Origin of the sequence: Methanogenium marinum (genome assembly GCF_028912405.1) — an archaeon.
Taxonomy (GTDB): Archaea; Halobacteriota; Methanomicrobia; order Methanomicrobiales; family Methanomicrobiaceae; genus Methanogenium; species Methanogenium marinum.
Map to the genome: position 1 here is coordinate 13,747 of NZ_JAKELO010000002.1, position 13,327 is coordinate 27,073.

16 protein-coding genes are annotated in these 13,327 nt (G+C 45.6%); 7 read left to right on the forward strand and 9 right to left on the reverse strand.

From position 1 onward, the window contains the following. Nucleotides 1-7: 7 nt before the first annotated feature. Nucleotides 8-343 (reverse strand): EMC6-like membrane protein, encoded by a 336-nt coding sequence (locus L0665_RS00430; RefSeq protein WP_274923759.1) that lies wholly within the window; start codon nt 341-343, stop codon nt 8-10. Between the two features lie 54 nt (nt 344-397). Between L0665_RS00430 and rqcH the strand changes: the two genes are divergently transcribed. Together rqcH and L0665_RS00440 are read left to right on the forward strand one after the other, a co-directional pair. Beyond that, nucleotides 398-2,281, forward strand: a complete 1,884-nt coding sequence (gene rqcH / locus L0665_RS00435) for a ribosome rescue protein RqcH (RefSeq protein ID WP_274923760.1) — start codon at nt 398-400, stop codon at nt 2,279-2,281. After that, nucleotides 2,278-3,303: an mRNA surveillance protein pelota gene (locus L0665_RS00440; RefSeq protein WP_274923761.1), complete on the forward strand. Its 1,026-nt coding sequence runs from the start codon at nt 2,278-2,280 to the stop codon at nt 3,301-3,303. The genes rqcH and L0665_RS00440 overlap by 4 nt, the downstream gene beginning before the upstream one ends. Before the next feature lie 6 nt (nt 3,304-3,309). Here the strand turns inward: L0665_RS00440 and L0665_RS00445 are convergent, their stop codons facing one another. Further along, entirely contained in the window at nt 3,310-4,059 is a 750-nt protein-coding gene (locus L0665_RS00445; protein WP_274923762.1) for an FKBP-type peptidyl-prolyl cis-trans isomerase, read from the reverse strand. A 44-nt stretch (nt 4,060-4,103) separates the two neighbouring features. Here L0665_RS00445 and cyaB point away from each other — a divergent pair, with 44 nt between their 5' ends. Then, on the forward strand, nt 4,104-4,652 hold the full coding sequence (gene cyaB, locus L0665_RS00450) for a class IV adenylate cyclase (RefSeq protein WP_274923763.1): 549 nt from the start codon (nt 4,104-4,106) through the stop codon (nt 4,650-4,652). On the opposite strand, the gene L0665_RS00455 is transcribed toward cyaB, so the two are convergent. From L0665_RS00455 to L0665_RS00470, 4 genes are read right to left on the reverse strand one after another with little or no spacing between them, the layout of a single operon-like run. Then, nucleotides 4,642-5,283, reverse strand: coding sequence for a metallophosphoesterase family protein (locus L0665_RS00455; protein WP_274923764.1), 642 nt, complete (start codon nt 5,281-5,283; stop codon nt 4,642-4,644). The genes cyaB and L0665_RS00455 overlap by 11 nt on opposite strands. Continuing rightward, nucleotides 5,280-6,401: a TIGR04013 family B12-binding domain/radical SAM domain-containing protein gene (locus L0665_RS00460; protein ID WP_274923765.1), complete on the reverse strand. Its 1,122-nt coding sequence runs from the start codon at nt 6,399-6,401 to the stop codon at nt 5,280-5,282. The genes L0665_RS00455 and L0665_RS00460 overlap by 4 nt, the downstream gene beginning before the upstream one ends. 13 nt (nt 6,402-6,414) lie before the next feature. Next, nucleotides 6,415-7,554 carry a TIGR04084 family radical SAM/SPASM domain-containing protein gene (locus tag L0665_RS00465; protein ID WP_338036405.1) on the reverse strand — a complete coding sequence of 380 codons (1,140 nt, stop codon included), beginning with the start codon at nt 7,552-7,554 and terminating at the stop codon, nt 6,415-6,417. Continuing rightward, nucleotides 7,551-7,958 (reverse strand): DUF126 domain-containing protein, encoded by a 408-nt coding sequence (locus tag L0665_RS00470; RefSeq protein ID WP_274923767.1) that lies wholly within the window; start codon nt 7,956-7,958, stop codon nt 7,551-7,553. Before L0665_RS00470 ends, L0665_RS00465 begins: the two co-directional genes overlap by 4 nt. A 37-nt stretch (nt 7,959-7,995) precedes the next feature. Here L0665_RS00470 and L0665_RS00475 point away from each other — a divergent pair, with 37 nt between their 5' ends. Beyond that, the gene (locus L0665_RS00475) at nt 7,996-9,174 is read left to right on the forward strand and encodes a proteasome-activating nucleotidase (RefSeq protein WP_274925690.1); all 1,179 of its coding nucleotides are present in this window, start codon (nt 7,996-7,998) and stop codon (nt 9,172-9,174) included. Nucleotides 9,175-9,177: 3 nt separating this feature from the next. Beyond that, nucleotides 9,178-9,621 carry a DUF5804 family protein gene (locus L0665_RS00480; RefSeq protein ID WP_274923768.1) on the forward strand — a complete coding sequence of 148 codons (444 nt, stop codon included), beginning with the start codon at nt 9,178-9,180 and terminating at the stop codon, nt 9,619-9,621. Nucleotides 9,622-9,645: 24 nt separating this feature from the next. Here L0665_RS00480 and L0665_RS00485 read toward each other — a convergent pair whose 3' ends face one another. Next, nucleotides 9,646-10,884: a proteasome-activating nucleotidase gene (locus L0665_RS00485; RefSeq protein ID WP_274923769.1), complete on the reverse strand. Its 1,239-nt coding sequence runs from the start codon at nt 10,882-10,884 to the stop codon at nt 9,646-9,648. Between the two features lie 58 nt (nt 10,885-10,942). Between L0665_RS00485 and L0665_RS00490 the strand changes: the two genes are divergently transcribed. Together L0665_RS00490 and tpiA are read left to right on the forward strand one after the other, a co-directional pair. Further along, nucleotides 10,943-11,434, forward strand: coding sequence for a multiprotein bridging factor aMBF1 (locus L0665_RS00490; RefSeq protein ID WP_274923770.1), 492 nt, complete (start codon nt 10,943-10,945; stop codon nt 11,432-11,434). 18 nt (nt 11,435-11,452) lie between these two features. Further along, on the forward strand, nt 11,453-12,121 hold the full coding sequence (tpiA, locus tag L0665_RS00495) for a triose-phosphate isomerase (protein ID WP_274923771.1): 669 nt from the start codon (nt 11,453-11,455) through the stop codon (nt 12,119-12,121). Here tpiA and L0665_RS00500 read toward each other — a convergent pair. Both L0665_RS00500 and L0665_RS00505 read right to left on the reverse strand, forming a co-directional pair. Beyond that, nucleotides 12,118-12,672 (reverse strand): CBS domain-containing protein, encoded by a 555-nt coding sequence (locus L0665_RS00500; RefSeq protein ID WP_274923772.1) that lies wholly within the window; start codon nt 12,670-12,672, stop codon nt 12,118-12,120. The genes tpiA and L0665_RS00500 overlap by 4 nt on opposite strands. A 72-nt stretch (nt 12,673-12,744) precedes the next feature. Beyond that, the gene (locus tag L0665_RS00505) at nt 12,745-13,284 is read right to left on the reverse strand and encodes a hypothetical protein (RefSeq protein ID WP_274923773.1); all 540 of its coding nucleotides are present in this window, start codon (nt 13,282-13,284) and stop codon (nt 12,745-12,747) included. Nucleotides 13,285-13,327 lie beyond the last annotated feature (43 nt).

Consider the following 13,327-nt stretch of genomic DNA (forward strand, 5'->3'; position numbering starts at 1 on the left):
CACAAAATTATTGTATTGTAAGGAGAATTGTCCAGGTAATAAACCAGAACGCAAATGCCATGAAACTCTGGTAAAACCAGTCTTTTCCGCCTAATCCGGACACATCCATCTTCATGAGCATGAAGATATGTTTCTGAAATACCATTGCACCAAGGAGAATAAGAAGTCCTATGACACCCTGATTATCACTCTGAACAAGGGTATATGAGAGAATTCCAGCGATAATACCCATAATGCTCGCAATACCCGTACGGATAATCCGCTCATTATGCTCTTTTCTCTTTTGTTCTCCGGACTTGACAATTCTTGCCTCAGTTCCGTTGGAAACATTTTCTTCAGTCATCCAGACACCAGTCATTATAATTTTGTCTTAGGACAATATGTAATTTGGTATATTATGGCGAATTTAAAGGGAATGAGTGGGCTTGATATTCATGCCATGGTGTCGGAAGCCCAGGGTTTTCTCCCTTTGTGGGTCGGAAAAACCTACCAATATGATACGGGAATGTTTGGAATCCGTCTGAATGGAGAAAATAAGCAAAAATTTTCCCTTATTATTGAAACAGGAAAACGAGTACATTTTACCTCAACCCTCCCTGCAGCAACACCAAATCCATCCGGATATTCAATGTTTCTGCGAAAATACTGCAATGGCGGCAGAGTGCTTGCTATCTCTCAGCCAGGAATAGAGCGGGTAATTGATATTGAAATCGGAAAGAGTGAAAAACGGTTTCACCTGCTTGTTGAACTCTTTGATGAAGGTAATATCATCCTGACAGACGGGGAGTATACCATCATTCAGCCGCTGAGAAAACACCGGTTCAAAGATCGCAGTATTTTTGCAGATGAGGCATACACCCTTGCAACACATACTGCAACGGCATCTGTTGAAGAATTTACCACCATTCTTCAGGCATCAGATGCTGATACCGTCAGGACGCTTGCCACGCAGTTTCTCATGGGGGGAAAATTTGCAGAAGAGGCATGCAGAATTGCTGGTGTCAGCAGGTCTGAACCGGCTGTTAGTGCACCTGCAGACAAACTGTTTGCAGCATATGTGTCAATTCTGAAGAAAACAGAAGAAGAACGCAGCCCCTGTATCACAAAATCAGGATGTTGGCCCTTCCTTCTGGGAAATGAAACAGCGGTTGAGTCATTCACAACATTTTATGAGGCGCTTGACCAGTATTATCCCCGCGGGAAAGAACTGGTTACGCCGCCAAAACCAAAACTTACCCGGGAAGAGAATATCCGGAAACGGCAGCTGGATGCTATTACTTCGTTTGAAAAGAAGATTGAGCGATATGGAGTCATTGTCGATGCTATCTATTCGCATTATACATTTGTGCAGGAAATTCTTTCAACGCTAAAGACTGCCAGTGCTACTACATCCTGGCAGGATATTACTAAAATCCTGAAAGAGAGCAAGAGTGAGTCAGCGTCTGCCATAAAGAGTATATTCCCAGCTGAAAGTGCAATTGACCTTGATATTGAAGGAACCGTTGTTAAACTCTTTGTACAGGATAGTCTTGAAGCCAACGCCGAACGGTATTACGAACTGGCTAAAAAATTCAAGAGGAAGAGAACCGGCGCATTTGCAGCGATGGAACGCATGGTAATCACGCCCAAAAAGCAAAAAACCGTGATATCTCTGCGAAAGAAGAAATGGTATCACCGGTTCCGCTGGTGCTATACATCTGACGGAGTACTGATGGTGGGCGGGAAAGATGCCGGTACAAACGAAGAAGTCGTAAAAAAGTATCTTCAGGGAGGCGACACCTTTGTCCATGCTGATGTGCATGGTGGCAGTGTCATCATCGTCAAAGGAAATACCGAGAAGAATGACGAAGTTGCCCAGTTTGCGGTATCATATTCAAATGCCTGGAAAAATGGCAATCTGACAGCTGATGTATACGCAGCGTCACCCAATCAGGTAAGTAAGACGCCGGAAACCGGAGAATATGTATCACGCGGTTCGTTTATTGTCAGAGGCGAACGGACATACACACGACATGTGGGCCTTGGTGTTGCCATCGGACTGCAAGTAACACCTGAACTGGGTGTAATAGGCGGACCTATTGATGCGGTGAAAAGCAGAGCCGAACATTACGTCATTCTTCGTCCGGGGCAGTATGAGCCAAATGATGTTGCCAAAAAAATACTCAGAATTCTCCGGGATAAATATGGAGATGAATGGAAATCAATGAAAAATGTCCTGAATTCTGAGAGTATTGCTGCATTTGTTCCGCCGGGTGGATCTGATATTACTGAAGAGTTATGAAAGCAGAATGTGATGGCCTGAAGGATTCAAGCGGTGAAATACGGTTGTTTCCTGAATCAATTGATGATATCTGGCATATCAAACACCTTATAAGATCCGGCGATCTTATTTTTGCGGATACATTCAGGAGCCTTGATTCACAGACTGACAAAACACGGCCGGAGAAAACCGAAAAAAAACCGGTACGGCTGGGACTCCGGGTGGAGAAGACGGAATTCCACCCGGATACGGTCAGGCTGAGACTGTCCGGAGTGATTGAACAGGGCCCTGACGTAGGTTTTTACCATACCATCAACCTTGAACCAGGAAGGGAAGTCTCTATCATAAAACGATGGACATCGGTTGAACAGGAACGAATTGAAAGGGCAGTTACTGCATCCACCTCCGGAATCGTACATATTATTGCCATCGAAGAAGGGGAAGCGCAGATTTTTCGCATCCGCCAGTACGGGCCGGAATATGTTATGAAAATGACCGCCGGAAGTGGAAAACGCGAAGGTGTGGATGCGAGACATGCGTTTTTTGAAGAAATTTATCATTCACTCACCACGGTCACCGGATCGATTGTTATTGCAGGGCCCGGTTTTGTAAAAGATGATTTTCTCAGTTTTCTCCGGAGAACGGATGCTGATCTGGCTGGCCGCATGATGACTGCCGATACACGCAGATCGGGACAGGGCGCTGTGCAGGAAGTGATTGGACAGGGGGTACTGGAACGGATAACACAGGACCTTCAGCTGGGAAGAGAAGTAAACCTGATGGAAGAACTGTTGAAGAGGATGTCAGGAACAGGTCCTGCTGCATATGGTTTTGATGAAGTTACCACAGCAGTCGCGTATGGTGCAGTATCAGACATTCTTGTTGTTGACACGAAAATGAGTGATGAATCCATCAACTGTCTTCTTGAAACTGCTGACACAATGCGTGCAAAAATAACCGTATTCTCTTCAGATTTTGAACCCGGAAAACAACTGGATGCAATTGGGGGAATAGCCGCAATCCTGCGTTTTCCCATACAATAAAAAAAATTATTCTTCGGATGATTCTTCAGGTTCAGAAATAACATCTGATTCTGAAGATTCATCTGCTGCTTCAATTTCTTCAATTTCTGCAGGTGCAACAGGGCGTTTGTATGATTCTTTCAAAACGACCTCATCAATACCCTCGATGAATTCAAAGACCTGGTGGATAAGGATGCCGCGAGCCATTCCCCATCTCTTGTCATAATTGATTCCCGGAGGGAGAAGGATGGTGAGAACGCCGTCGGTGAGTTCAAGATCCATGTCTTTCCCTGAATAGAGATTAATCAGACCCTGTACCTGATCTTTGGGATCTTCTACAATTGCTTCGATCTCATATTCGTAGGTAAGTGTTTTTCCGGCAAGTACGTGGTTAAAATCGACGACAGCACGCTTTCCAACAACACTGGCAACGACACCTTCCTGACCGTCGGATGATATTCTCATACCAACCTGAGGTTTTTCACCAAAATTTTTGATGGGGGCAGACTTCATCAGTGAATCATCACGGGGGCCATATGCCTTCTCCGGAGGAATTTCAACGGTGCCTTTTTCGCCAACTTCTTTCCCGACTAATGCCTCATCGAGGCCGGGAATGATGTGCATACCGCCAAGGCGCACAATAATTGGTTCGTATTCTTTCTTCTCATTGAAAATATCTGCTTCTCTTGCTTTGGCTTCTTCGGTAGTGTCGAATACGATACCATCTGATAAGCCGGTAAATCTGAGTTTAATAAAACTTCCTTCAGTAACTGCCATTACTTTCACCTGTCTATATTTATACGGCGTGCCTACTTAAAATAATGAGCTCTGTAATTGAAGTTGAAACCAAAATTGCGGTATCCAATCTCCCCGAAATCGCAGAACGACTGCGCTCTCTGGGAGCAGAATATCTCGGCGGTTCATCTCAGCAGGATACCTACCTGAATGCACCACACTGTGATTATGCCCACACAGATGAAGCACTTCGTATGCGTGAGACAAAATCCGGCATTGAGATTACGTATAAAGGCCCCAAAACAGAGGCGAGTGGGTCAAAGGCACGAAGAGAGATCACCCTTTCTGTAGAATCCGCACAGGATGCCCTTTCACTGTTTACCGCAATCGGCTTTTTTGTTAGTGCACACGTCACAAAAGACCGAAATGAATACCGATACGGTGATACAACCATTGCTTTGGACCAGGTTGAAGGGCTGGGCACGTACGTTGAAATTGAAGTCCTGACTGACGATGATATCTCCGCAGCACAAAAACACATTGAATTCGTTAAAAAAGAGCTGAATATTTCCGGGGAACACATCCCGGTATCGTATCTTGAACTGTTATTATCACAAAACGTGTCTAAAGAGTGAGTAATTCCACTTCAATCTCTTTTGGTTCATCCCCCAGGGTAATTACAGCGTATTTCCCTTCTGAGGCAGGGCCGGGGTTTACAACCAGCGTACCTTCGATGTCAACAGCCCCGGTATGGTCATGAATATGGCCACAGCAGACGAGATCAAAGTCGGACAGATTATCCCGGAAACACTTACACCCGACATGTGTTCCGCCAATATCATCCAGTGTGCAGTATGGCGGTGCATGACAGATAAGGACATTATGAACGTTTTGCCGGCCCCTCTTTTTTGCCTTCTCTAAGAGTTCACACAGTTCTTCTTCAGAGAGTTCAAATGGTGTGTTAAAGGGTGTGGGATTTGAACCGCCAACACCGGTAAAGGTTGTGTTCCCTATCTCAAGAGAGGTCCCGTGAAGGTTTACGGCATCAGAATATTCAATAACATTCAGAATCTCCGGCAGATCACAATTGCCGGGAATGGCAAAACACGGCACATCAATCTGTCTGAGTACCTCATTCGCTTCCTGTGGATCGCCACAGTCAGTAATATCTCCGGCAATGATAACAATATCCGGATCACATTCCATGAAATCGGAAATGGTGTCATACTTTCCGTGGATATCGGTCAGAAGAAGTATTTTTGTCATGGTAACTGGTCTTCATCTTCCTTAAAAAACCTTACCTCAGCATCAATCCATGAACCCGTTGCCTTTCCACTTTGGGCCATTCTTCCCAGTTCACGCTGCACATCAGGAAGAACGGACCGGGCTGCCCTACCTGCAAGGGGAGTTCCCGGAAGCGGGGTGAAATGATGGACATGCACAATACCGCCGCGGGTTATCTCTTTCATCTGTTTCACCGAAAGCCGCTGTTCCTCATCTGATTCATCGGGAAGGCCCACAATATAATCAACAATCGGCGTAATACCATGGTCTCTGCAGAGGTCATATGCCTTCATCACATCCTCTGCAGTATGGCCGCGTCTCAGGATCTGTAATACATGATTACTGCCGGACTGCGCACCAAAATGGACTTTTCTGTTTGCACAATAGTTTTCAATCAGATTCAGTGATGCGTCAGATATGCACTCCGGCCTCACTTCACTGGGAAAAGTTCCGAAAAAAATTCTCCTTCCGGTGAGTGACTGAAACAATTTTTCAACTTTGTCAAGGCGCAGATGAATGCCATCCGATCCATAGGCTAGAGCATTCGGTGTGACAAATCGTACATCGCGGAAAATCCGGGTGGCACGTTCAATATCATCGATTCTGCGGTGGCGCATATGCCTGCCAAATAGGCGTGGTGTCTGACAGTATCCACACCCGAACGGACATCCACGGGTGATTTCAACATATCCTTTTACCGACGTAAATGGTGGATAGGAGGAAAGAAGCACGCAATGATTTGGCATCACGACCTGGTCCTTTGTAGCCACCCCGGCGGGGAGGGTGTGGCTACCGGATTCAATCATCCTGATGAGGGCAGGAAGAGTATATTCTCCTTCCCCAATCACCACGTAATCTGCATATTTGCTGACATCGTTATAGCAGGCAGTAGGGTGCGGGCCGCCCACGATGGTAATACATTCAGCCTCTGCAATCTCATCTCTAAAATGAGATTCATTTACTGAATTAAGGCTATAACAGGTGATATCATCTTTTGGTTCATCGACTTCGTTCAGGGTAATGCCGGAACATTCACATGCTGCGCTGAGTGCAGCAAATGAGTTCTTTGCCCATGATATGGACCGCCAGTTTACGTTCATCAGACAGATTTCCTCAGGGAATTATTTCACAGCCATTAAATTTGGGATGATTAAACTGATCCAGAGATACCGTATTGTTCCGGATACATTCTTTTACGCGTGGCAACGCCTCGCACACAGCTTCAGAGAGTGCTTTTACCGTATGGTAAATATCAGCACATCCATCATCCGGCCAGAGACCCATCACCTGGGAATACAGGCATCTTCCCCCACAGAAATCAAAGAGATCACAATCAGAGCATTTTCCACTGTATACTACTTTTCGCACTGTCTGAGGACGATCTTTCCTGATGTCGCCGCAGTAATACTCTTTCATACCTATCATGCATGGACAGGGAGCAACCATACCATCCGGCGTAATGGAATAATTGGCAAACCCTGAACCACACCTGAGAACAGATGGGCGGATGCCATTGAGTGCATCCTGCATGGTATCGACGAACGGATACCATCTCAACACCTCACCTGTCTCTTCCATATGGGTTACCCACCTGTCCATCAGCCTGAAGAGTCCGGGAATGTATGAATTTTTCACCCATGCGCTATAGGAATCATGACAGTAGTCTGCAGAGAAATTCGCATCCAGTTGCCAGTGAACAGATGGAAACAGTCCATTGGTTTCAAACGCAAGATGCGTGACATCCCGGTAAATATCAGTATCTTCTGTCACTGTCATTCTGCCGATGAAATCAGCGGGTATATTCATATTCCGAATTTTTTCACAGTTGTCAACAATCGTCTGATATGTACCTCTTCCCCGGTTATTGTCATGCGTTTCCCTTCGGCCATCTATTGAAACGATAATTGTCTCAAGATGCATCAGAACATCTTTCGGCACCCGGTCAAGCAGAGTGCCGTTTGTATGGATCAAAAAACGGCATTCTCCGGATAGCGCCTGCATAATTGACTGAATGGTCTCGATGGAAAGAAGCGGTTCACCCCCATAAAATATGAGTCCCGGATCTGAATCCTGGCGTATGAACCTGCATAAATTCATATGACTGTAGGTAATATCTGACTGAACCTGTCGGGGGTTTGGGTCCCAGCAGTCTGTATCGATTTCAGGAAATATCCGTCCTTTACAGTATCTGCAATTCAGATTGCAGACGTCATTTAACAAGATATGGTAATACACGCTGATACCTGGGATCACTCATCATTGATTATTATCGTACCCAAACTTCCGTCAATGGATGCTGATACACCATCTATAAGATCTCCTATCGGTGTATCAGGACGGTCAACCATCGGGATTTCTGCGAGTATTGCCCCGACAGCGATGATGGGTTCGGCTTCAGTATTGATTATTGCAGAAGGTGCCATGTTGTTTCGCATCAGTGCATAAATGACATAGGAACCAACGGTAGATCCTTTCCCATAGGGGAAGGCAAGCACTTTTCCTGCTATTGACTGCCCTTCCAGGGGGTGGCCGGATTCAATTACAACACCAGTGTCCGGGTTGACTCCTGAAAGAAAAGATATCGGTTCACTGCTGACAAGAACGGCACCGGTTCCTATACCTGCTGAAATACCACGTGCCTGAATTGTAATGGACATACTACATAAATGTGGTGAGAACAAAGATAAATATGACATGGATGAGAGCATCATCGACAATACCAATACCGAACGAAATCTGACCAGCCTGACCAGTCAGGAATATGAGGAGATCATTGAGAGTCTCCAGGAGAATATCGAAATACATTCAAAAGAAATTGCAAATTATAAAAAAGAAAATGAACAGTTAAAAAAGGAAAATAATCAGCTGAAACGGACGCCGCTCTTTGTAGCATCCGTCATTGATATTCTGGATTCGGGGGAAGTGTATCTTCGTCAGCAGGGAAATAACCAGGAATATATTACCGGAAGCTCCGGAAATCTGGAAACAGAACTGAAACCCGGCATGAAAGTTGCCGTTAACAATGCTCTTTCAATTGTGCGTATTGTTGCGAATTCCGTTGATTCGCGCGTGCGTGTTATGGAACTCATAGAGTCTCCGGATACAACATTCGAAAGAATCGGTGGACTCAGAGAAGAGATTGAGGAAGTCAGGGAAGCCGTTGAATATCCTTTGACAAAGCCAGAGGTATTCCGCAAAATTGGTGTGGAACCACCTAAAGGAATCCTCCTTTACGGGCCACCAGGTACCGGAAAGACCCTGATTGCAAAAGCGGTTGCCCATCAGGCAAATGCTACTTTCATCCGGATGTCAGGCAGTGAACTGGTGCACAAATTTATCGGAGAAGGTGCCCAGATGGTGCGTGAGCTCTTTACTATGGCACGGGAACGAGCCCCGTCTATCGTCTTTATTGATGAAATTGATGCAATCGGGACCATGCGGATGCATGACGGGACGTCCGGAAGTGCAGAAGTGCAGCGGACCCTGATGCAGCTCCTGGCAGAGATGGACGGATTTGACAACAGGGGTGATGTCAGAATAATGGGAGCAACAAACCGGGTAGATATGCTGGACCCTGCACTCTTACGCCCGGGACGGTTTGACCGGGTAGTGATGGTTCCTCTTCCAGACACTGCTGCCCGCCTCCAGATTCTGAAGATTCATTCGTCAAAGATGCAGCTTCGGGGTGTTCCCCTTGATAAAATTGCAGCAGAAACAGACAACAGTACTGGTGCAGAACTTGAAGCAATATGCCGTGAAGCCGGAATGATGGCAGTCAGGCGTGATGCAGATGCAATCACGTGGTCTGATTTTGAAGCAGCCATGCGTAAGGTCAAGGACAAAACCCAGAAACCGGACATCATGTTCCTTTAGGTTATGAAGGTTTTACTCATACAAAAGGAAGGAACCGACCTTCATTCCATTCTTTTGGCGTCTGAGACCAGTCGTGAAGTACTCCGTTTTTATCACCCAAAAAAAACTGACTGGGGAGTATGTATGGAAGTGTCAACACTGGGAAGTGCACTCTCCATCATTTCAGAAATAAAGTGGTATATCCAGCGGTATGTGTCACAACCACTCTGTCTTCTCTCAAACAGAATAATCTGCACTCCTGCCTATGCAGGCATTATTTATGAACGTGAAGAGTCTGTTCACGACATCTGGGACTGGGAAATACTCTATGGTATCAAATATCATACCGTTCTTGACCGGATGGCGGTAACACCTGAATCGCCAATAAATGAAGTCACTGAATTTGCATCAGGAATGGATACAACGTTTCGTGCACGCTGTCTGGAAGAAGAACTGAAAAAAATGTAATTTATTTTTATTTTATTTTTATACTCAGGCAAACATTGCACTGTCATATGGGTTGCACTTGGGGTGATGGGTCAGGTCAAGGGTCACTTTGTCAATTGCCTTGATAAAATCTGTCTGGCATATCATTGTTCGCTCCGTACGAATGGCAAACATTCCTGCCTCTGTGCAGATTGCGCGAAGTTCAGAACCATTCTTTCCTTCTGTCAGTTCAGCAACTTCCTGAAGGTCAACGGTAATGTCGAGAGCCATATTTGCAGAATGTATCTCCATAATCGACCGGCGTCCTTCGCAGTTGGGTAATGGTATCTCAATGATACGGTCAAAACGCCCGGGCCGCAGAAGTGCATGGTCCAGAATATCAATACGGTTTGTGGCAGCTACGATTTTCACATCCCCTCTGTTCTCAAACCCGTCCATATCAGCAAGAAGCTGCATTAACGTCCGCTGCACTTCCCGATCACCGGACGTGGTGCTTTCGCTGCGCATCGCACCAATCGCATCAATTTCATCAATAAAAATTATTGACGGGGTGTTCTTCTTTGCCAGTTCAAACATTTCCCGGACAAGACGTGCGCCCTCCCCGATATACTTCTGCACCAGCTCTGATCCTACAACCCGGAGAAAATGTGCCTGGGTTTCATGGGCCACCGCACGGGCGAGAAGGGTTTTTCCTGTTCCCGGCGGGCCATACAGAAGCACTCCTTTCGGAGGAAGAATTCCAACAGCCGCGAACAGGTCCGGCCGTATCAGCGGCAGTTCTACGGCTTCTTTTATCTCACGGATCTGTTCTTCAAGACCACCAATATCATCATATGTTTCTTCCGGAGAATCAACGATTTCCATACCATAAATCTGGCTGTCAAATGCTTCCGGCATAATTTCAACAACTGTGAGTGACTGCTGATTCATCGTGCATCTCAGTCCGGGCTTCAGATCTTCAGGTCTGACAAAATTAGATACCCGCACCATAAAACGCGGACCGGCACTACTCTGCACTATTACGCGCTGGTCGTCAATGATATCAGAAATGGTGCCGATAACAAGAGGGGGGCTTCTTAGTTTCTCAACTTCACTTTTCAGTTTTCTGATTTCACGTTCGTAACGGATTTTTTGGTTCTCTACATTCTTCTTTTCAATATCGAGCTGCCGTACCTGCTCTTTGAACTGCATATTTTTCGATTCAAGTGCTGCAATTCGGTTCAGAAGATACTCTTTCAGGTCTTCATCACCGATTTCCGAATTTGACGTAGAGTAATCCCCCATTAGAAACCTCAATTAGGTATATCTGTTCATATGACTATAAATTTCTTTACGATTTGAAATGTCCGACTGTGAAGTTTGCGGTACCTCTATCAGTGGCGAACCAATTCTCGTTCAGATTGGTGGTGCTAAGATGTGGGTGTGCCCGAAATGTGCTAAACTTGGTACAGAAATTAAGAAACCACCCGGTGCCAGAGTTCCGGGAGCAAAACCGAAGGTTGGTTCCAGAAAACCACAGACCAAGAGACCCCGCGATGTTTTTGATCTGATGGGAGGAGATATTGTCGATGATTTCAATGTTCTCATCCGTGAAGCCAGAATGGCGAAAGGGTGGACACAGAAAGATCTCGCGCAGGATATTAAGGAAAAGGAAAATCTCATCAAAAAAATAGAAACCGGATTTATAGCGGAAGACCAGGTTCTGAAGAAAATAGAGAAAGTCCTGGAGATTCAACTGATTGAATCTGTTGATAGTAGTGTGAAAATATCCGGATCATCTGCAATGACAACAACGCTTGGAGATGTTATACGGATTAAAAAACAGGGAAGATAATACTCAGGGTAAAAAAATATGGCTGCTCCATTCATTCTCATAAATCTGAAATCCTATGCAGAAGGATTTGGGTATAATGCACAGAAAATTGCACAGGTTGCAGAAAAAATAGCGCATGAGAATGATGTCAGAATCGGTATTGCGCCCGGGTATATGGACATTCATCCATTCCATGTTCATTATTCCCTGCCCGTTTTTGCCCAGCATGTTGACGGTGTAACGCCGGGGGCGCACACCGGACATATTGTTGCAGATGCATTGAAAGCAGCAGGTGCCACAGGGACGCTGATAAACCATTCTGAACGCCGCCTTACCCTTGCAGATATTGAGGCCGCACACCGCTCGGCGCGCAATGCGGGTCTTGAAACGGTTATCTGTACGAACAATGTTGCCACAAGTGGTGCGGCAACATTTTTTGAACCGGATTATATTGCCATTGAACCCCCTGAACTTATTGGGAGCGGAATTTCTGTATCAAAAGCAGATCCGGGAATTATTGAAAAATCTGTCGAGGCAGTTCATTCTGTGAATGCGGGGGTAAAAGTGCTGACAGGTGCCGGAATCAGTACCGGAGAATGTGTCAGAACAGCGCTGGACCTTGGCACCGATGGTGTGCTCCTTGCATCAGGTGTTGTAAAAGCAGCGGATCCTGAGGCAGTTCTTCGCGATCTTATATCAAAAATTTAGGAGAAGTGTCGTATGCAGTCGTGTTTGGTTATAACACCAACCACTTTTCCCTTATTCATCACCAGTACGGCATGATGGTTCTGGAGACTGTGGACAATCGGTTCTATTTTTTCAGACGGTGGAACGGTAGGAAATCCTTCTTCCATGATGTCAATTATCGTGTTTTTCATCGAATGCTGAATCGTTCCGTTTTCCATGGCTCCGATTATTGCCGATTCTGATACACATCCGATAGGAACACCGTTTTTTATGACCGGGACCTGTGATATGCCATATTTTTCCATCATATCCACGGTATTTTCAATGGTTTCTTCAGAAGAGATGCTGATAACAGGACTTGTCATAATATCGCCGGCAGACGGCCGTGATGTCTCTGATTCATTCAGAACGGCAACAATCCGACGGAGTGTGCTTGCGCGGGGATCAACAGTCCCTGCCTCTATCCGCGCAATCATTGATTGTGAAAAACCTGCCTGGGATGCAACATCTGACTGTGTCATACCTGCTTTGAGACGTTTTTCCCGAATCTCACCAGATGTTGGAATATTCATCTTATTATTTGAGGTGATAATAGCAGATAATAATATGCCCGTGGGACATATTATTGGCTCAGATAATCACGTTTAATCTTCGTGGTATAGCCCGAGACGCTGAATGAGGAAATCATTGAGATGTTCTGCCATCGCCTGCTCATCCATTGGTGAAGAACATATTGCCACACCATATAACAACATCAGCGCGGTATCCAGCATGTATGAATCCCGGATATCCTCTTTTTCTTTCGGAAGGGAAACGATGAGCCATCCGAAATTATCCTCATCAAATTCGTACTCACTGTCATCACCGGAAATAACCCGGCTACCATCATGGGAAGGGTCCTTTCCCTCCCAGTCAAAGCTTGACTTTATGGTCACCTGTCGGGCAATCTTTCGTTGTGCATCAGTCTTAACAATCATAACCGCACGAACGAGTACTTCAGGACTTGTTTCCTCTTCTTTCAGGAGACGCACTGCCTTGTCACCCTGGGTTACCGCACGGTCAAACAGTCCCATCCTGTGGGCAATAAGCATTGAAGCAACTGTATGCCCGGCCGACTCGTCAGGAAGGGGGCATTCGGTCTCGATTTTTTTGATATATGCAGAAAATAAATCAGTATCGTTCATCAAAATACTCCGGTAATGATACCTTACGGTAAACCGGTATATA

Bases quoted from the DNA above. Each gene is read 5' to 3' on its own strand.
- L0665_RS00430 (WP_274923759.1), bottom strand. From the start codon at position 343: ATGACTGAAGAAAATGTTTCCAACGGAACTGAGGCAAGAATTGTCAAG.
- rqcH (WP_274923760.1), top strand. From the start codon at position 398: ATGGCGAATTTAAAGGGAATGAGTGGGCTTGATATTCATGCCATGGTG.
- L0665_RS00440 (WP_274923761.1), top strand. From the start codon at position 2,278: ATGAAAGCAGAATGTGATGGCCTGAAGGATTCAAGCGGTGAAATACGG.
- L0665_RS00445 (WP_274923762.1), bottom strand. From the start codon at position 4,059: ATGGCAGTTACTGAAGGAAGTTTTATTAAACTCAGATTTACCGGCTTA.
- cyaB (WP_274923763.1), top strand. From the start codon at position 4,104: ATGAGCTCTGTAATTGAAGTTGAAACCAAAATTGCGGTATCCAATCTC.
- L0665_RS00455 (WP_274923764.1), bottom strand. From the start codon at position 5,283: ATGACAAAAATACTTCTTCTGACCGATATCCACGGAAAGTATGACACC.
- L0665_RS00460 (WP_274923765.1), bottom strand. From the start codon at position 6,401: ATGAACGTAAACTGGCGGTCCATATCATGGGCAAAGAACTCATTTGCT.
- L0665_RS00470 (WP_274923767.1), bottom strand. From the start codon at position 7,958: ATGTCCATTACAATTCAGGCACGTGGTATTTCAGCAGGTATAGGAACC.
- L0665_RS00475 (WP_274925690.1), top strand. From the start codon at position 7,996: ATGGATGAGAGCATCATCGACAATACCAATACCGAACGAAATCTGACC.
- L0665_RS00480 (WP_274923768.1), top strand. From the start codon at position 9,178: ATGAAGGTTTTACTCATACAAAAGGAAGGAACCGACCTTCATTCCATT.
- L0665_RS00485 (WP_274923769.1), bottom strand. From the start codon at position 10,884: ATGGGGGATTACTCTACGTCAAATTCGGAAATCGGTGATGAAGACCTG.
- L0665_RS00490 (WP_274923770.1), top strand. From the start codon at position 10,943: ATGTCCGACTGTGAAGTTTGCGGTACCTCTATCAGTGGCGAACCAATT.
- tpiA (WP_274923771.1), top strand. From the start codon at position 11,453: ATGGCTGCTCCATTCATTCTCATAAATCTGAAATCCTATGCAGAAGGA.
- L0665_RS00500 (WP_274923772.1), bottom strand. From the start codon at position 12,672: ATGAATATTCCAACATCTGGTGAGATTCGGGAAAAACGTCTCAAAGCA.
- L0665_RS00505 (WP_274923773.1), bottom strand. From the start codon at position 13,284: ATGAACGATACTGATTTATTTTCTGCATATATCAAAAAAATCGAGACC.